This window comes from Streptomyces sp. NBC_00009, assembly GCF_045040855.1.
Classification (GTDB): domain Bacteria; phylum Actinomycetota; class Actinomycetes; order Streptomycetales; family Streptomycetaceae; genus Streptomyces; species Streptomyces aureus.
Genome location: NZ_CP108312.1, coordinates 8,132,400 through 8,149,930 on the forward strand (window position 1 = coordinate 8,132,400; position 17,531 = coordinate 8,149,930).

Annotated in this window: 14 protein-coding genes; 7 read left to right on the forward strand and 7 right to left on the reverse strand. The window is 70.5% G+C overall.

Translation table 11 applies throughout. The features are described from left to right. The first annotated feature begins 32 nt into the window (after nucleotides 1–32). On the forward strand, nucleotides 33–485 hold the full coding sequence (locus tag OHA58_RS37015) for an Lrp/AsnC family transcriptional regulator (protein WP_405484083.1): 453 nt from the start codon (nucleotides 33–35) through the stop codon (nucleotides 483–485). A 46-nt stretch (nucleotides 486–531) separates the two neighbouring features. Here OHA58_RS37015 and OHA58_RS37020 read toward each other — a convergent pair whose 3' ends face one another. From OHA58_RS37020 to hutI, 3 genes are all read right to left on the reverse strand, one after another. Then, nucleotides 532–2,085 carry an acetolactate synthase large subunit gene (locus OHA58_RS37020; RefSeq protein ID WP_405484085.1) on the reverse strand — a complete coding sequence of 518 codons (1,554 nt, stop codon included), beginning with the start codon at nucleotides 2,083–2,085 and terminating at the stop codon, nucleotides 532–534. Between the two features lie 207 nt (nucleotides 2,086–2,292). After that, complete coding sequence (locus tag OHA58_RS37025) at nucleotides 2,293–5,037, reverse strand: aminotransferase class I/II-fold pyridoxal phosphate-dependent enzyme (protein WP_405484087.1); 2,745 nt, start codon at nucleotides 5,035–5,037, stop codon at nucleotides 2,293–2,295. A gap of 75 nt (nucleotides 5,038–5,112) precedes the next feature. Next, a complete protein-coding gene (hutI, locus tag OHA58_RS37030; protein ID WP_405484089.1) occupies nucleotides 5,113–6,345 on the reverse strand; it encodes an imidazolonepropionase in 1,233 nt (410 codons plus the stop codon). 249 nt (nucleotides 6,346–6,594) lie between these two features. Between hutI and OHA58_RS37035 the strand changes: the two genes are divergently transcribed. After that, nucleotides 6,595–7,395, forward strand: coding sequence for an IclR family transcriptional regulator (locus OHA58_RS37035; RefSeq protein ID WP_405484091.1), 801 nt, complete (start codon nucleotides 6,595–6,597; stop codon nucleotides 7,393–7,395). Nucleotides 7,396–7,515: 120 nt separating this feature from the next. On the opposite strand, the gene hutH is transcribed toward OHA58_RS37035, so the two are convergent. After that, nucleotides 7,516–9,054: a histidine ammonia-lyase gene (gene hutH, locus OHA58_RS37040; RefSeq protein WP_405484093.1), complete on the reverse strand. Its 1,539-nt coding sequence runs from the start codon at nucleotides 9,052–9,054 to the stop codon at nucleotides 7,516–7,518. Between the two features lie 190 nt (nucleotides 9,055–9,244). Continuing rightward, the gene (locus tag OHA58_RS37045; protein WP_405484095.1) at nucleotides 9,245–10,726 is read right to left on the reverse strand and encodes an amino acid permease; all 1,482 of its coding nucleotides are present in this window, start codon (nucleotides 10,724–10,726) and stop codon (nucleotides 9,245–9,247) included. Between the two features lie 143 nt (nucleotides 10,727–10,869). On the opposite strand from OHA58_RS37045, the gene OHA58_RS37050 reads away from it, so the two are divergent. Beyond that, on the forward strand, nucleotides 10,870–11,700 hold the full coding sequence (locus OHA58_RS37050) for an IclR family transcriptional regulator (protein WP_405484097.1): 831 nt from the start codon (nucleotides 10,870–10,872) through the stop codon (nucleotides 11,698–11,700). Between the two features lie 12 nt (nucleotides 11,701–11,712). Here OHA58_RS37050 and hutC read toward each other — a convergent pair whose 3' ends face one another. Then, nucleotides 11,713–12,462: a histidine utilization repressor gene (hutC, locus tag OHA58_RS37055; RefSeq protein ID WP_405485373.1), complete on the reverse strand. Its 750-nt coding sequence runs from the start codon at nucleotides 12,460–12,462 to the stop codon at nucleotides 11,713–11,715. 232 nt (nucleotides 12,463–12,694) lie between these two features. Between hutC and hutU the strand changes: the two genes are divergently transcribed. From hutU to OHA58_RS37070, 3 genes are all read left to right on the forward strand, one after another. After that, a complete protein-coding gene (gene hutU / locus OHA58_RS37060; RefSeq protein WP_405484099.1) occupies nucleotides 12,695–14,374 on the forward strand; it encodes a urocanate hydratase in 1,680 nt (559 codons plus the stop codon). After that, nucleotides 14,371–15,357: a formimidoylglutamase gene (gene hutG / locus OHA58_RS37065; protein WP_405484101.1), complete on the forward strand. Its 987-nt coding sequence runs from the start codon at nucleotides 14,371–14,373 to the stop codon at nucleotides 15,355–15,357. The genes hutU and hutG overlap by 4 nt, the downstream gene beginning before the upstream one ends. Nucleotides 15,358–15,542: 185 nt before the next feature. Next, on the forward strand, nucleotides 15,543–16,424 hold the full coding sequence (locus OHA58_RS37070) for an alpha/beta fold hydrolase (RefSeq protein WP_405484103.1): 882 nt from the start codon (nucleotides 15,543–15,545) through the stop codon (nucleotides 16,422–16,424). 205 nt (nucleotides 16,425–16,629) lie between these two features. Here the strand turns inward: OHA58_RS37070 and OHA58_RS37075 are convergent, their stop codons facing one another. Next, a complete protein-coding gene (locus tag OHA58_RS37075; protein ID WP_405484105.1) occupies nucleotides 16,630–17,190 on the reverse strand; it encodes a heme-binding protein in 561 nt (186 codons plus the stop codon). A 91-nt stretch (nucleotides 17,191–17,281) separates the two neighbouring features. Between OHA58_RS37075 and OHA58_RS37080 the strand changes: the two genes are divergently transcribed. After that, entirely contained in the window at nucleotides 17,282–17,464 is a 183-nt protein-coding gene (locus OHA58_RS37080) for a hypothetical protein (protein WP_405484107.1), read from the forward strand. The last annotated feature ends 67 nt before the right edge of the window (nucleotides 17,465–17,531 follow it).

A 17,531-nucleotide genomic window follows, 5' to 3' on the forward strand; every position in this document is an offset into this window, starting at 1 on the left:
ATGATCGCGCCATCTGAGGGAGAATCTTCCCCATGGACGCCATGGACCGGAAAATTCTTACCGAGCTGCAGCTGGACGGCCGCCTGACCATCACCGAGCTGGCCGCGCGCGTACAGCTGAGCGTCTCGCCCTGCCATCGCCGGTTGCGGGACCTCGAACGCGCGGGCGCCATCCGCGGCTATCGCGCAGTCGTCGACCCTGCGGCCGTCGGCCTGGAATTCGAAGCCCTGGTCTTCGCCACCCTGCGCTGGGAGCACCGCGACACCGTCACCGCCTTCGAGGAGGCCGTGACCGCCATCCCTCACGTCATCCAGGCCCAGCGCCTCTTCGGCGACCCTGACTACCTGCTGCGCGTCGCCACCGCGGATCTCGCCGCTTACCAGCAGCTCTACGACCAGCAACTGGCCCAACTGCCCGGCGTGCAGCGCCTGACCTCCACCCTCGTCATGAAGAACGTGGTGCAGGACCGGCCGCTGCCCGAGTAGTCGTGGCGGAAGTGCTGGTGCCTCCCCGGGCAGTGACAGCCGCGCCCTACAGGTGAGGCGGGACCACGGCGTCGATCAGATGAGGGCCCGGTTCCGCCAACGCGCGGCGGAGCTGCTCGGCGAGTTCCTCGCAGGTGGTCGCCCGTGACGACGGGACACCCATCCCTTCCGCGATCTTGGCGAAGTTCAGGTCGGGCGAGGAGAGGTCGAGCAGTGTCTTCGCGGCAGGACCCGAGAGGTCGGCGCCGACCCGCAGCATTTCGAGGCGCAGTACGGCGTAGGCGCTGTTGTTCAGGATGACGGTGGTGACGTCGAGGTTCTCGCGTGCCTGGGTCCACAGGGCCGAGATCGTGTACATCGCGCTGCCGTCGGCCTCCAGATTGATGACCGGCCGGTCCGGCGCCGCGATCGCCGCGCCGGTGGCCACCGGGATGCCCTGCCCGATCGCGCCGCCGGTCAGCGTGAGGACGTCGTGCCGGGGCGCGCCGGCCGTCGCCGCCGGCAGGGCCGCGCCGGAGGTGTTGGCCTCGTCCGAGATGATCGCGCCGGCGGGGAGCAGGGCGCCGACGACTTCGGCCCAGTTGTTCGCGGTGAGGGGGCCGCTCGGGAGCGACGGGAGGGCGGGCTCGGCCAGGGTCGGGAGCGTGTCCGCTGCCACCTGCTCGGCCAGCGCTTCCAGAGCGGCGACCACGTCCTGGGACGGATCGGCGAGGGTGTGCACCTGGGCGCCCTCCGGTACCAGGTCGCTCGGCTTGCCGGGGTAGGCGAAGAACGACACGGGGGAGCGGGTGCCCGCCACGATCAGGTGCTTGACGCCGTCCAGTTGGCGGACGGCCTGCTCGGCGAGGTAGCGGAGGCGCTCGACGGCGGGCAGACCCGCGCCGCGCTCCAGTCGCGCGGGGAAGGTCTCCACCAGTGCGCGCACGCCGGTGGCGTTCGCGATCCGGCTGGTCGCGAGGAGGCCGGGCTCACGGCAGGCCGGGCCGCCGATCAGCAGCGCGGCGGGTTCGCCGCTGCGCAGGATGTCGGCGATGGATGACAACGTCTGCGGATCGGGGGCCGCGGGAGTGCGTGAGGGCACTGGTTCGGCGACCTGGCCGCCCTCGTCCCAGGACGCGTCGGCGGGCAGGATCAGCGTCGCGACCTGTCCCGGCGCCTCCGTCGAGGCCGCCACCGCGGCCGCAGCGTCCGCCCCGACCTCGGCGACCCGGTCACTGCGCCGCACCCAGCCGCTCACCGAACCGGCCACCGGATCGATGTCGGACTCCAGGGGAGCGTCATATTTCTTGTGGTGGGTGGCGTGGTCGCCCACCACGTTCACGATGGGGGTGTGGGCCCGCCGCGCGTTGTGGAGATTGGCCAGCCCGTTGCCGAGGCCGGGGCCCAGGTGCAGCAGCGTGGCGGCCGGTTTGTCGGCGATACGTGCGTATCCGTCGGCGGCCCCGGTGACGGCACCCTCGAACAGGCCGAGCACGCCGCGCATTTCGGGTACGGAGTCGAGCGCGGCGACGAAGTGCATCTCCGATGTGCCGGGGTTGGCGAAGCACACTTCGACACCGGTACGGACGAGAGTACGGATCAGCGACTGCGCGCCGTTCATGGGCGGCCTCTCCGTCGTGGCCGTCCGCGCTGATTGCCAGGGCTGACGGCCGGCGACTGTCTGTCGTGGGATACGCGGGGGTTGCGTGCGCTGCCTGCGGATACTAAGCGGTCGGTAATCTTGTGTCGAGGCATCGACCTTGCTCCCGCGCGCGTCGGTCTCGTCAAAGCCCGGCAAGGAGGGCGCTCCGACACCGGACCGGACCGATCAGGCCGCCGCCCAGGGGCCGTTGCCGGACTCCAGGAGCGTTTGCTGCTCCTTCAATGCCTGCTCGGTGAAGACCCGGTACCCGGTCTCCGGCCGGTATCCGTGGATCTCCCGGGTGTCGAGGGCCCGCATGTAGTCCAGTACGGCGTCGTTGACGACCTGACCGGGGACCAGCACGGGGAATCCGGGCGGGTACGGCGTCACAAAGGTGGCCGAGACGACGTCCCGGCCGCCGGTCATGGCCTCGGTGACCTCGTCCGCCGACAGGTACTCGCACTGCGTCTCGTCGTACGCCAGGTAGAAGGCCCGGCGGATGTCCCCTTCGGGTGTACGGCCTCCCGGTCGGAAGGCGGGATGGAAGGAGCTGAAGTCGGGCAGGGCGACGACCGTGTCCCGGGCGGCGTCGGCGTCTTGTCGACGCAGGGCCGGCGGGCCCAACTCGTCCTTGCGGTCCTCCAGTTCCTCGACGATCTTGAGGAGCACCTCGATGAGGTAGGCGACGGCACTGCGGGTGGTGCCGATGTTGGTCATGAACAGCAGCGTGTTGCGGGTGCTCTTGTTGACCTGCACCCCGTAGCGGTCCATCAGGTGCTCGTGCTTGAACGTGTCCCCGTCGATGCCCGTGAGACCGATGTGCAGGGTCGCCCGGGTCGGGTCGAGCACGAACTCGTCGTCCTCCCACGCGGTCGACATCCGCGCCAGGCCCGTCCGCAACGGCTGTTCCACGCCGGAGGCCCGGAACTCGCCCGGGATCAGGTCGGGTGTCGTCAGGAAGCGCAAGTACCGGCTGAGCACGGGGTGTTGGTCGATCGCGTCACGCAGTACCCCTGCCTGTTCGAGCTGCCTCTGGACCAGCTCGAAGCCCTCCAGCGCGGCCTGTCTTCGGCCCAGGTCGAGGGAGGCGAGGATCTGGTAGTTGGGGGAGGTGGAGGTGTGCGTCATGTACGCCTCGCGGAACGTCTCCGCCGTGCGGTGACTGAAGTCCTGGTCGAAGACGTGGATCATGGAACCCTGGCGCAGCGAGGTGAGCGTCTTGTGCGTCGACTGCGTGGCGTACACCCGGATCCGGGCCTGGGCGGGGTCGGGGACGAGTCTGCGGTCGAGGAGTGTCTCGTCGTCGGGGTCGTCGCCCAACTCCTGCTGCTGCCGGGCGTACTGGTCGGCCAGGCCCTGTCCGCGAAGGTTCTCCGTGAGGGTGCGAGCGGCGGCCATGGCGGTGCGCCGGCGGTAGACCGGGTGGAAGCGGGCGAAGGCGAACCACGCCTCGTCCCACAGGAACGCAAGATCGGGCTTGAGCGCCAGGCACTCCTCCATCACCCGCGTCGGGTTGTAGACGATGCCGTCGAAGGTGCAGTTGGTCAGCATCAGCATCTTGACGCGGTCGAGGAGTCCGGCTCGCCGCAGCTCCAGCAGCTTGCGCTTGATCTCCTTCACCGGCACGGCGCCGTACATCCCGTAGCGGTCCAGGGGATAGGCGTCGAGGTAGACCACCTGGGCGCCCGCGAGCATCAGCCCGTAGTGGTGGGACTTGTGGCAGTTGCGGTCGACCAGGACGATGTCGCCCGGCCGCACCAGCGCCTGTACGACCACCTTGTTGGCGGTGGACGTGCCGTTGGTGACGAAGTACGACTGGCGCGCTCCGAACGTCTTGGCGGCGAGGTCCTGGGCCTCCCGCAGCGGGCCCGTCGGCTCCAGCAAGGAGTCGAGGCCGCCCGAGGTGGCGGAGGTCTCGGCGAGGAAGATGTTCAGCCCGTAGAACTCGACCATCTCGGGGATCCAGTGCGAGGTCAGCAGCGACGTTCCGCGGGAGATGGGCAGCGCGTGGAAGACACCGGTCGGACGTCTGCTGTGTGCTCTGAGCGCGGTGAAGAACGGCGCGCGGAAGCGTTCGCCGACGCCGTGCAGAATCGACAGGTGGAGTTCGAGCAGCCCTTCGCGCGCGTGGAAGACCCGGGCGAATCCGCTGCTGAGCACACCGGCGATCCGCTCCACCGAGCCGTCGGTCATGAGATAGAGGTCCATCTCGGGCCGCAGTTCGAGCAGCCGCGCACCGAGCGCCTGCGCCCGCTGCTCGTAGGGCCCGTCCTGCGTCAACGGGTCGGCCTGCGGCTGCTCGACGAGGCCCGCGACGACACTCAGGTCGTACGGGGAACGGTCGGCGAACCTCCGGTGGATGACCACGGCTTGCAGACCGGGGTTGACCAGGACCGCCATCACCGCGTCCTCGAAGCTGGGCGCGACGACGATCTCGTACACGAACTCGTCCTCGGCGCGGCGCCGGCCACGCAGCGAGATGCGCAGCGCCTCCTCCTCCGCCGCGGTCAGTTCGCCGACGACGAGGACCTCGAAGTACGGCTTGGGCGTCGTCCCGCCCGGAAGCGGCTCCTCCCCGGCCGGAGCGATCGGCTCGGCCTTGCGGGGCGTCGCGCTGCGGTAGGACTCCGTGCCCAGGGCGCGATGCAGTTCGTCCGTGCGCCGGGCCAGGCCGTACCGGTCCTCGGCCGTGCGCAGGCGGCGCAGTTCGGTGAAGGCGGACCTGCCGGGGAAGGCCCAGCAGTTCTCGATCGGCAGCAACTGCCGGAACAGTTCGTCCAGCCGCTCCTGCGTCGCCTGCCGGCGGGCTGCGCTCGAGGTGTCGGACGCCCACTGGCGTGCGAGTTCGGTCAGTGAGCTCCAGGCGTCGGCGCGCAGCTGACGGACGCTGCTGTACACGCCGGCAGGCGGATTGGCGGGTGTGTCACCCATCGTGTGGCTTCCTCGTTTGTGACGTCGTGTCTCGGGAGGGCGGTGATCGAACGGGGGGGTGGCGCGCGGGATTCCTCAGGCGGTTCGGACGACGCACCGGCCGGCGCGCCAGACGGCGGAGACGAGGGGAAGACCGGGGCGGTAGGCGAGGTGCACGTGTGAGGGCGCGTCCAGGAGTACGAGGTCGGCGCGTGCCCCGGGCGACAGCGTGCCGACGTCGTCGCGGCGCAGCGCCCGTGCGCCGCCCGCCGTTGCCGACCAGAGCGCCTCGTCCGGCGTCATGCCCATCTCCCGTACGGCAAGGGCGATGCAGAAGGCCATCGAACTCGTGAAGGAGGAGCCGGGGTTGCAGTCGGGGGACAGCGCCACGGTCGCGCCGGCGTCGAGCAGACGACGTGCGTCGGGGTAGGTCGCCCGCGTCGAGAACTCCGCGCCCGGCAGCAGCGTCGCCACGGTGTCGTCGTGCGCGAGCGCGTCGACGTCGGAGTCGGTGAGGTGGGTGCAGTGGTCGGCGGAGGCGGCGCCGAGTTCGACGGCGAGCTGGACGCCCGGCCCGTGGCTCAGCTGGTTGGCGTGCATCCTCGGCAGGAGTCCGCGGGCGGACGCTGCCTTGAGGATCGCGCGTGCCTGGTCCGCGTCGAAGGCTCCCTGCTCGCAGAAGACATCCGCCCAACGGGCGTGCGGTGCACACGCGTCGAGCATCGGGCCCGTCACCAGGTCGACATAGCCGGCCGGGTCCTCGGCGAACTCGGCGGGCACGACATGCGCGCCGAGGAACGTCGCCTCGTCGGTGTGGGCGGCGGCGACGGCCAGCGACCGGGCCTCGTGTTCCACCGTGAGGCCGTAGCCCGACTTGATCTCGACGGTGGTCGTGCCCTGCCGCAGGGCTTCGGACACATGGCGCCCGGCGGTGGCGTGGAGCGCGCTGTCCGGCGCGGCCCGGGTGGCCTCGACGGTCGTACGGATGCCGCCGGCGCTGTAGGCGCGGCCCGACATCCTCGCGTTGAACTCCGCGGTCCGGTCGCCGGCGAAGACCAGGTGGGAGTGCGAGTCGACGAATCCGGGGATGGCTGCCCGGCCCCGGGCGTCGAAGCTGCGGTCGGTCGCGGGCGCCTCGGCCCGGGCGCCCACCCAGGCGACGTCGGTGCCGTCGATGACCAGCGCGGCGTCGGTGATCAGGCCGAGCGGACCCGTCCCGCGCGTGGCGTCGTTGGTGACCAGGGCGCCGATGTTCGTGATGAGCGTGGAGACGCCGGGCAGATCAGCACCGGCGCGTCCGGCTTCGGCGAGGGGCTGGGGGACTGGCATGTGAATCTCTCCGTGGATGCTGCGGCCAGGTCCTGGCGGCGCGGCGTGATCCGTGGGCACACGGCCGGGCAGCGGATGAGTGAGTGCCCCGGTGCGGACGGCGTTCCATCGCGCGTCCGCACCGGGGGCTTCCATCAAGCACCAGGCGCCGGGGGCGGTGCCAGGGCCGCCGCCCGCATTGCGTCTCGTATCCCAGACTTCGTACGGGTGGTCCGGGGCGGGGCCGACGGGCGGACGTAACCTCCCGGTATGTCTCCCGTTCCCGCCGCCGCCCAGGTGTTGGCCATCCTCCGCTATCTCGCGGGCCAGGCAGGGCCCGTACCCGCCGCGGCGATCAGCCGTGACGTCGGGCTTCCCCGTTCGACGACGTACCACCTGCTCGACACCCTGGCGCGCGAGGGCTTCGTCGTGCACCTGCTGGAGGAGCGACGCTACGGACTGGGCGTCAGCGCCTTCGAACTCGCCTCCGGATACAGCAGGCAGGCGCCCTTCCAGCGCCTGGCGCGGGTGCCGCTGGCCAAGCTCGTCGACAGCACGGGCCACAACGCCCACCTCGCCGTACTGCACGGCCGCGAGGTCATCTACGTGATCGAGGAGCGGGCGCCCGGACGTGCGCCCCTGGTGACCGAGGTCGGTGTCCGGCTGCCGGCCCACCTCACCGCCAGCGGCCGGGCGGTCCTGGCCCGTCTGCCGCAGGCGCAGGTGCGGGCCCTGTTCCCCGACGCGTCGGCCTTCGTCCTGCGCAACGAGTCCGGTCCCGGCTCGCTGACCGCACTCCGCCAACTCCTCGTGGAGGCGCGGCGGCGGGGGTACGCCACGGAGGACGGCGAGGTGACGCCGGGCTTCTCGTCCGTGGCGGCCGCGGTCCTCGACCACAGCGCGCACCCCGTCGCCGGTGTCGCGGTCACTTTTCGCGGCGACGAGGTCGGGGCCGAGCAACAGCGGCGGATCGCCGCGCAGGTGACCCGTACGGCGAACCAACTGAGCCGGCGCATCGGCGGGGTGGCCGACGCACAGGCCCGTACGCAGACGGCGGGACACCCCACCTAGAAGCAGTACGCCCCACGCAGAAGCCGAACTCCCGCCGCCGGACAGGCCGGCGGCGGGAGTTCGGCTTACTTGGACCAGGCCCGAACGGTCACAGGAACCAGGTCCGATCGTCCGATCGGTTCAGCCCAGCGGGCCGGTCACCGACTCGGCGGCCGCGAGGGCGCCGCCGGTGGCCACGAACTGCACGGCGGCCTCGATCTCGGGAGCGAGGTACCGGTCGGTGCCGGGGCCCTCGACATCGCGACGCAGTCCGGCCAGGACGGCCGCCGTGGCGGGCGCGGGGGCCAGGGGGCCACGGAGGTCGAGCGCGCGGGCCGCGGTGAGGATCTCGACGGCGACCACGCGGGTCAGGCCGTCGATGGCGCGGCGCAGCTTGCGGGCCGCGGCCCACCCCATGGAGACGTGGTCCTCCTGCATGGCGCTGGAGGGGATGGAGTCGACCGAGGCGGGCGCGGCGAGGCGCTTGAGCTCGGAGACGATGCCCGCCTGGGTGTACTGGGCGATCATGTGGCCGGAGTCCACGCCCGGGTCGTCGGCGAGGAAGGCGTTCAGACCGTGGTTGCGCGCGACGTCGAGGAAGCGGTCGGTACGCCGCTCACTGACGGAGGCCACGTCGGCGACGGAGATGGCCAGGAAGTCCAGGACACAGGCCACGGGCGCGCCGTGGAAGTTGCCGTTGGACTCGACGCGCCCGTCCGGCGTGACGACGGGGTTGTCGATGGCGCTGGCCAGCTCACGCGCGGCGACCGTCTCGGCGTGCGCCAGCGTGTCACGGGCGGCGCCGTGGACCTGCGGGGTGCAGCGCAGCGAGTACGCGTCCTGGACCCAGGTGCACTCCGGACCGCGGTGGCTCGCGACGATCTCCGAACCCTTCAGAAGGGCGGTGAGGTTGGCGGCACTCGAACCCTGGCCCGGGTGCGGGCGCAGGGCCTGGAGGTCGGCGGCGAACACGGCGTCCGTGCCGAGCTGGCCCTCGACGCTCATGGCGGCGGCGATGTCGGCGGTGCGCAGCAGCATCTGCAAGTCGTGCGCGGCCATCACGAGTTGGCCGAGCATGCCGTCGGTGCCGTTGATGAGGGCCAGGCCCTCCTTCTCGTGCAGCGTGACGGGGGAGAGGCCGGCGGCGGCGAGCGCGTCCGCGGCGGGCATCAGGTCGCCCTTCGCGTCGCGCACCTGGCCTTCGCCCATGACGGCGAGGGCGCAGTGGGCGAGCGGGGCGAGGTCGCCGGAGCAGCCGAGCGAGCCGTACTCGTGGACGACCGGGGTGATGCCGGCGTTGAGCAGGTCGGCGTAGGCCTGGGCGGTGTCGGGGCGCACACCGGTGCGGCCGGTGGCGAGCGTCGACAGACGCAGGAGCATGAGGCCGCGGACGACCTCGCGCTCGACCTCGGCGCCGGAGCCGGCGGCGTGCGAGCGCACGAGGCTGCGCTGGAGCTGCGCGCGCAGCTCCAGCGGGATGTGACGGGTGGCCAGGGCGCCGAAGCCCGTGGAGACGCCGTAGTGGGGCACGACGTCGTTGGCGAGGTTCTCGACCACCTTGCGGCTCTGGGCTATCTCGCCCAGGGCTTCGTGGGTGAGGGTCACGCGGGCCCCGTGCCGGGCGACGGACACGACATCGGCGACGGAGAGGGGGCCGACCCCTACGAAGGTTTCGTTCATGACTCCATGAAGCCCGAAAACGGAACGTCTTCGTCAGTGGCTGCGGAGGGTTACTGTCTGGGATCCCAGACAGTTGCCGCGTGCACCGGAATCTCGCGCTGATCACGGGCGCGGTGGCGGTCCCGGCCCCACGCGAAAAGGGCCGGCGGAACCGTCGCTCTCGCGGTTCCGCCGGCCCTTTCTGTCGCCGTTATCGCTGGTGCACGGGCTCCATCCCGGCCCTGGCGTCATCCTTGTCCGAGGCGTCCTGGCCTTCGTCGGACTCGTTCTCGTTCTCGTACGAGACCTGCGGCACGGTGTCGGCCGCTGCCGCCCGCCGGGCACGGGGGCGCAGCCAGAGGTAGTACACGCACGTCATCAGGGCCAGCCACACCCCGCCGACGACCAGCGCGATCCGGGTGCTGTCCGAGAACGCGAGGAGTACCACCACGCAGACCATGAAGGCGATGGTGATGATCTGGCCGTAGGGCCAGAACGGCGCCGGGTACTTCAGTGCGGCGACCTCCTGCGCGGACATCTTGCGGCGCGCGCTGACCTGGGACAGGAGGATCATCAGCCAGACCCACACCGTGGCGAAGGTCGCGATCGAGGCGATGACGAGGAACACCCGCTCGGGCATGAGGTAGTTCAGGAGCACACCGAAGAGGAGTGCGCCGATCATGATGACGACGGTCATCCACGGCACGCCGTTGCGGGAGAGGCGGCGCATGACGGACGGCGCCTGGTTGCGCTCGGCCATGCCGTACATGATGCGTCCGGCGGCGAAGATGTTGCTGTTGATCGCGGACAGGGCCGCGATGATGACCACGACGTTCAGCACGGTGGCCGCGGAGGCGACGCCGATGCCGGCGAAGATCTCGACGAACGGGCTGCCCTTCGCGCCGATGTGCTCCCACGGGTTGAGCGACATGAGGACCGCGAGCGTCAGCACGTAGAAGAGCACGATGCGGATCGGGATGGAGTTCACGGCGCTCGGAATGGTCTTCTCCGGGTTCTGCGCCTCGCCGGCGGTGACGCCGATGATCTCCGTGCCGCCGAAGGCGAACATCACCACGGCGAAGGACAGGACCAGGCCCTGGATGCCGTTGGGCATGAACCCGCCGTTGCTCCACAGGTTCGAGATGCCCGCGTCGCCGTTGCTGCCGAACCCGAAGACGATGATCGCAAGGCCGGCGAGGATCATCGCGATGATGGCGACGACCTTGGCGAAGGAGAGCCAGAACTCCAGTTCACCGAAGACCTTGACGCTGAACAGGTTCATCGCGCCGATGATGCCGACGGCCGTGAGGAGCCAGATCCACCGTGGCACGTCCGGGAACCAGAAGCTCATGTAGACGCCGAGCGCCGTGATGTCGGCCAGACAGACGAAGACCATTTCGAGGGCGTACGTCCAGCCGGTGAGGAAACCCGGCAGCGGTCCGAGGTACTTTGTGGCGTATTCGCCGAAGGATCCGGCGCACGGGCGGCTCACCGCCATCTCGCCCAGCGAGCGCAGGACGAGGAAGACCGCGGCGCCACCGATCAGATAGGCCAGCAGGACGGCGGGCCCCGCCGCCTTGATGGACTCCGAGGAGCCGTAGAAGAGACCGGTCCCGATTGCGGAACCCAGGGCGATGAAGCGTATGTGCCGGGACTTGAGTCCGCGTTGCAGGGACGTGGTGTCGGTGGACAAAGCAGGTCCTCCTTGGGAACGCCGGGTTCCGGGTGAGGTGGCGGGGCTGAATCACTTGCCGGTCGACGGCGTTCGTCAGCACTCCCGCATGACGAAGGCCCTTGTATATTCCTGTATATACAGATGAGTCAAGAGGTGGACCAATGGGTGAACGGACAACGGCGTCCAGCGCCTCGCCTGCCGTCGGCCGCGCGCTGGACATCCTGCTGCACCTCGCCGGACGCTCGGGCCCCGTCCAGGCCGCGGCCCTGGCCCGCGAACTCGACATCCCCAGATCGTCCGCGTACCACGTCCTCTCGGTCCTGGTGGACCGCGGCTTCGTCACCTACCTCCCCAAGGAGCAGGCGTACGGTCTTGGGGTCGCGTCCTTCGAGATCGGCTCGGCCTATCTGCGCCACGAACCGCTGGAGCGCCTCGCGCGTCCCATCCTGCGCACCGCCTCGGCACGTCTGGGCCAGACCGTGCACCTGGGCATCGTCCACGGCGCCGAGACCGTCTACCTGCTCAAGGAACGGCCCCCGTCGAACCGGTCAGGCGACGCGGACATCTCCCTCGTCACCGACGTCGGTGTCCGGCTGCCCGCCCACCTGACGGCCAACGGGCGCGCCCTTCTCGCCCACGTGTCCCCGGCACAGGTGCGGGCGCTCTTCCCCCGGCAGGCGGATCTCATCACGCGTACCGGCAAAGGACCCCGCTCGCTGTCGGAACTCCTCGACCTGCTGGCCCGTGACCGCGCACGCGGCTGGTCGGAGGAGGTCGAGCTGGTCTCCGAGGGCTTCCGGTCGCTGGGCGTCGCGGCCTTCGACCACAACGAACGGCCCGTCGCCGCACTCAGCAGCACCTGGCAACGGCACTACAGCCGGCACGACGCCGACCACGTCCGCGAGGTCCTGGAGCAAGGGGCGGCTCGGCTGACGGCCGCGATGTCCGGCCGGCGCCCGACCGCGAAACCGGCCCCGACGCGGGCACGCTGACGGCAGCCCGACTCAGTGGGCGTCGAACGTCCCCACCAGGCGGTACCGGGACCCGGGATGGATCAGCCGCGCGACGCTCACGACAGCATCCCCGGACCAGGTGCGGCGCTGGATGAGCAGACACGGCTCGGACGGGCCGATGCCGAGGATCTCGCACTCCTCGGCGGACGGCAGGACCGCCTCGACGATGTGCTCGCCCTTGCCCAGCGGGGCGACCTCGGACAGGAACGTGAACGGCGTACCCGCGGTGAAGTCCTGGTCGAGATAGCCGGGGGCGAAGTCCGGGTGGACGTAGCGGTCCTCCAACTGGACCGCCGCACCGTCCTCCAGGTGCACGACACGTGAGCGGAACGCGCTGCGCCGCCCGTCGAGGCCGAGCTGTGCGCTGATCTCGGGGTCGGGGAGCTCCTCGCGCAGGGACAGCACCCTGGCCGAGTAGCCATGGCCGCGGTCCCGGACCTCGTCGGCGATGTTGTGCACCCCGGCCAGCGCGGAACTGCTCTTGCGCCGCGCCACGAACGTGCCCACGCCCATGACGCGCCGGAGCAGCCCGGCGGCGCTCAGCTCGCGCAGGGCGCGGTTGATCGTCATACGGGACAGGCCCAGCGACTCCACGAACTGACTCTCCGAGGGAAGCGCCTCGCCCTCGCGCCAGCGCCCACCCACGATCTCCCCGGCCACGAGGTCCTTGATCCGCTGATAGGCCGGGGCGGAACCGGGCGTCTGCCGCGCATAGAGCCGGGCGATCTCCGCAGCGTCCACGACCAAGCCGTCCACCGTCCTCGTACCCCATGGATCCGTCGCGCCACATCGCGAACACCACGGCAATCCTAGGCGAGGCGGCCCGCACGGAACCCGCGCCCCTGGGCCTGCACACCACCGGCAGCCAGCGACGTTCTCGGATCCGAGAATCTCGGCGGCCGTCGCTGGAACGCGTCCGGCGCCTCGCCTGTCATGGAACACGCAACTGCACCGCCATCGACCAGGAGAGAACATGACCGGCGTTTCCCCCGAGTCCCGCCACATCCGCGCCCCCCGTGGCAGTGAACTCAACTGCCTCGGCTGGCAGCAGGAGGGCGCCCTGCGCATGCTCATGAACAACCTCGACCCCGAGGTCGCCGAGCACCCCGAAGACCTGGTCGTCTACGGCGGAACCGGCAAGGCCGCACGAGACTGGGCGTCCTTCGACGCGATCGTGCGCACCCTGAAGACACTCAAGGACGACGAGACGATGCTGGTGCAGTCCGGCAAGCCCGTCGGCGTCATGCGCACCAGCGAGTGGGCGCCCCGCGTCCTGCTCGCCAACTCCAACCTGGTCGGCGACTGGGCCAACTGGGAGGAGTTCCGCTCCCTCGAGGCCCGCGGCCTGACCATGTACGGGCAGATGACCGCCGGCTCGTGGATCTACATCGGCAGCCAGGGCATCCTGCAGGGCACCTACGAGACCTTCGGCGCCGTCGCCCGCAAGAAGTTCAACGGCACCCTCGCGGGCACCATCACCCTGACCGCCGGCGTCGGCGGCATGGGCGGCGCCCAGCCCCTCGCGGTGACCATGAACGACGGCGTCGCGATCTGCGTCGACGTCGACCCCACCCGCATCGAGCGCCGCATCGCCCACCGCTACCTCGACGTCGCCGCCGACGACCTCGATCACGCGCTGAGCCTCGCCATCGAGGCCAAGGAAGCCCGCCGCCCGCTGTCCATCGGCCTCACCGGCAACGCCGCCGAGGTGTTCCCCCAGCTCCTCGAGATGGGCGCGCCGATCGACATCGTGACCGACCAGACCTCCGCGCACGACCCGCTGGCCTACCTCCCTGTCGGCGTGAGCGTCGAGGAGTGGCACGAGCAGGCCCGCAAGGACCCCGCCGACTTCACCCTCCGCTCCCGCGAGTCGATGGCCCGCCACGTCGAGGCCATGGTCGGCTTCCTCGACGCCGGAGCCGAGGTCTTCGACTACGGAAACTCGATCCGCGACGAGGCCCGCAAGGCCGGCTACCAGCGCGCCTTCGACTTCCCCGGCTTCGTCCCCGCCCACATCCGGCCGCTGTTCGAAGAGGGCCTCGGCCCCTTCCGGTGGGCCGCCCTGTCCGGCGACCCCAAGGACATCGAGGCCACCGACCGCGCGATCATGGAGCTCTTCCCTGAGAACGAGCACCTTCACCGCTGGCTCAAGATGGCCGCCGAGCGCGTCGAGTTCGAGGGCCTGCCCGCCCGTATCTGCTGGCTCGGCTACGGCGAACGCCACCGCGCCGGCGTCAAGTTCAACGAGATGGTCGCGAGCGGCGAGCTGTCCGCCCCGCTCGCCATCGGCCGCGACCACCTCGACTCCGGCTCCGTCGCCTCGCCGTACCGCGAGACCGAGTCGATGCTCGACGGCTCCGACGCCATCGCCGACTGGCCGCTGCTCAACGCCCTGGTGAACACCTCCTCCGGCGCCTCCTGGGTGTCCATCCACCACGGCGGCGGCGTCGGCATGGGCCGCTCCATCCACGCGGGTCAGGTCTGCATCGCCGACGGCACCGAACTCGCCGCGCAGAAGCTGTCGCGCGTGCTCACCAACGACCCCGGCATGGGCGTCATCCGCCACGTTGACGCCGGCTACGAGCACGCCGCCTCCGTGGCACAGGACCGCGGCGTGCGCATCCCGATGACCGAGGGGGACGACTCCCGGTGAGTGCTGTCGCCACGATCGAACTCACCGTGGACGCGGCCCCCGAACGCTGGCACGGCCGGGACGACGGCCCCGGGAACGAGCACCTGCGCTGGCACCACGCGATCAGCACCGACACCGGCGCCCCGGGGCCGTGGGACGCCGCGTTCGTCGGCTTCCGCAGCGACGAGGGCGTACGCCGCAACAAGGGCCGCCAGGGCGCGGCGAACGGCCCGCGCGAACTGCGCGCCGCCCTCGCCTCGATGGCCCTGCCCGCTCCGCTGACCGCGCTCGACGCCGGAGACATCGAAGTCACCGACGGAGAACTGGAGTTGGGCCACCACCGCCTCGGGCAGGTCGTCGGCCCACTCGTCGACCGGGGTGTTCCCGTCGTGGTCCTCGGCGGCGGCCACGAGGTGGCGTACGGCACGTACCTGGGCCTCGTCTCCACGCGGGCCGTCCAGGCCGGCGGGCGGCTCGGAGTGCTCAACCTCGACGCGCACTTCGACCTCCGTGACGACGTGCGCGCGAGCTCGGGAACGCCGTTCCTGCAGATGGCACAGAGCGAGGAACGGCGCGGGCACCGGCTCAACTACCGGGTGCTCGGCGTCAGCCAGCCGAGCAACACCGTGCATTTGTTCCGCACCGCCGACCGGCTCGGCGTACGCTACCTGCCGGACACCGAGTGCGGTGTGCTCAACCTCCCGGCGGTCGACGCCTTCACGCACGAGTTCATCGACAGCCATGACGTGCTGCACCTCAGCATCGACCTCGATGTGCTCCCGGCCGCGGTGGCCCCCGGCGTCAGCGCCCCGGCCGCCCACGGCGTGCAGATGGAGATCATCGAGCACGTCTGCGCCAAGGTGGCGGCAAGCGGAAAGCCGCTCGTGGTCGACGTCGCGGAACTCAACCCGGACCTCGACACCGACCACCGCACCGCCCGAGCGGGCGCCCGCCTGATCCACCGCATCCTGACGACACACCAGGCGAGGAGCACGAAGGTCTGAGGACACACATCACCGACCGCACGGCCTGGGCCCGTGGCCGGGGGAGCATTGCGCACCCTCGGCCACGGGCCAGGGGTGCTGGGCGCGATGGGTCGGTGTGAGGTGTGGAGGGCATGGACACCACCAACATCCGGCGGCCGATATTCCGCATGCGCGGCGACAGCCGATGCTGGGAAGATCCGGGCATGCCACTTGTCGAAGTCTCGCCCGGAATGTCCCTCGCGTACGAGACGTTCGGTGATCCTGCTGACCCGCCCGTCCTGCTGGTGATGGGGTTCGGCGCCCAGATGATCGCCTGGCACGAGGACTTCTGCCGTGTACTGGCCGACCGTGGCCGCTACGTGATCCGCTACGACAACCGCGACTGCGGGCTGTCCACCAAGTTCGACGACCACCCCGTCGACATGGGCCGGTTCGTCGCGGCTGTGAGCTCGGGAGACATTGCCTCTGCCCTCGCCATGATCCCGTACACCTTGACGGACATGGCAGCCGACGGCCTCGACCTGCTCACCGCGCTCGGCATCGAAGGCGCTCACGTGGTCGGGACCTCGATGGGCGGAATGATCGCCCAGAAGATGGCCATCACCCAGCCCGCCCGGGTCCTGACCCTGACGTCGATGATGTCCTCGACCGGCGAACCCGAATACGGCCGGTCCGACCCCGAGGCCCAAGCGGTGCTCCTGAGCCCGAAGCCGGCGGACCGCGAGGGATACATCGCAGCGGCGGATCGCGAACTGGTGTGGGCGTCCAGGCGATACGGCGACGCCGCACCCCTTCGCGAGCTGGCTGCCGGCAGTTACGACCGGGCCTACTACCCGGCGGGAGTCGGGCGCCAACTCGGAGCGATGATCCTCGACGGTTCGCGTGCGGAGGCGCTCCGGACCCTAGGGGTGCCAACTCTGGTGATCCACGGCTCGGACGACACGCTGATCGCCCCGAGCGGAGGCGAACGCACCGCGGAACTCGTACCCGGAGCGAAGCTCTTGCTGATCCCCGACATGGGCCACGACCGCCCGCGCGAACTCTGGCCCGAGATCATCGACGCGGTGGAGGCGCACACTGCCTGAGCACCACCTTCGAGATCGTCGACGCGGTAGGGGCGCCACTGCCCGAGCACCACGGTCGCGCCGCGCAAGCGATCACGCGTCGGTACCCGCCACCGATACCGTCAGCCGACACCGGGTGGGTCGGCGCGGGCTTCGCCTGCCACGCGCGGCAGCGCGGACGCCTGACCCCAGGACTGGCGGACGCCTGCCCCCAGGACTACGGGGATTACTTCCCGAGGGCGGCGACGCCGGCCTGGGCGAACTTCTCGTCGAGGTCGCCGGAGGGAGCGCCGGCGACGCCGATGCCGGCGATGGGGGCGGCCTTGGCGGTCACGGGGGCGCCGCCCGCGAGGAAGAGGGTGCCGGGGATGTCCTTGAGGTTCGGCGTGTTCGTCAGGCGCTTGGCCAGCTCCGAGGTGGGGGCGTTCCAGGACACCGCCGTGTAGGCCTTCTTCTCCGCCGACTCGTACGCCTGCGGGCCGGCGCCGTCGCCGCGCAGGGTGACGACGGAATTGCCGTTGCGGTCGACGACGGCGACGGAGACGTGCTGGTTCTCCTTCTCGGCGGCGTCCAGGGCCGCCTGCGCCGCCTTCGTGGCCGCGTCGATCGTGAGGTGCGTCGACTGCGTCGTGTTCTTGTTCTTCACGTCGGCCTTGGCGACCGCGGCGGCGGGAGCGGCGGCCGGGGTCGCGGCGTTCGCCGAGACAGTTCCGAAGACGCCGACCCCGACCGCGGCCAGGGCCGCACCACCGGTCAGGACGCGGGCACGCTTCGAGATCTTCTTCATGGTCGCTGGCTTATCCAAGATGCACCTTTTGGGCCTTCGGCGTTTACTGATGTGCACCGCCCCAGGACCGGCTGATCGCTGGAGGACGAGCGTGGCCACGCTGACCGTTTCGAAGTTCGACGCGTCCCGCAGTGCCGAAGCAGTCGAGGCCACGCTGCTCCAGTTGCAGAAGCAAGAACTGATCAAGGTTCGAGACGCGGCGGTCGTCACCTGGCCGCAGGACGCGATGAAACCGAAGCCACCCCGTGCCGGACTCGCGATCAACACCCCCTGACACCGCTCCGGGGCTGTCGCCCGCACGGTGGCTGTTCAGGTCGACACTCCACGATCCGCAGTGCCTT

Bases quoted from the DNA above. Each gene is read 5' to 3' on its own strand.
- OHA58_RS37015 (WP_405484083.1), top strand. From the start codon at position 33: ATGGACGCCATGGACCGGAAAATTCTTACCGAGCTGCAGCTGGACGGC.
- OHA58_RS37020 (WP_405484085.1), bottom strand. From the start codon at position 2,085: ATGAACGGCGCGCAGTCGCTGATCCGTACTCTCGTCCGTACCGGTGTC.
- OHA58_RS37025 (WP_405484087.1), bottom strand. From the start codon at position 5,037: ATGGGTGACACACCCGCCAATCCGCCTGCCGGCGTGTACAGCAGCGTC.
- hutI (WP_405484089.1), bottom strand. From the start codon at position 6,345: ATGCCAGTCCCCCAGCCCCTCGCCGAAGCCGGACGCGCCGGTGCTGAT.
- OHA58_RS37035 (WP_405484091.1), top strand. From the start codon at position 6,595: ATGTCTCCCGTTCCCGCCGCCGCCCAGGTGTTGGCCATCCTCCGCTAT.
- hutH (WP_405484093.1), bottom strand. From the start codon at position 9,054: ATGAACGAAACCTTCGTAGGGGTCGGCCCCCTCTCCGTCGCCGATGTC.
- OHA58_RS37050 (WP_405484097.1), top strand. From the start codon at position 10,870: ATGGGTGAACGGACAACGGCGTCCAGCGCCTCGCCTGCCGTCGGCCGC.
- hutU (WP_405484099.1), top strand. From the start codon at position 12,695: ATGACCGGCGTTTCCCCCGAGTCCCGCCACATCCGCGCCCCCCGTGGC.
- OHA58_RS37070 (WP_405484103.1), top strand. From the start codon at position 15,543: ATGCCACTTGTCGAAGTCTCGCCCGGAATGTCCCTCGCGTACGAGACG.
- OHA58_RS37075 (WP_405484105.1), bottom strand. From the start codon at position 17,190: ATGAAGAAGATCTCGAAGCGTGCCCGCGTCCTGACCGGTGGTGCGGCC.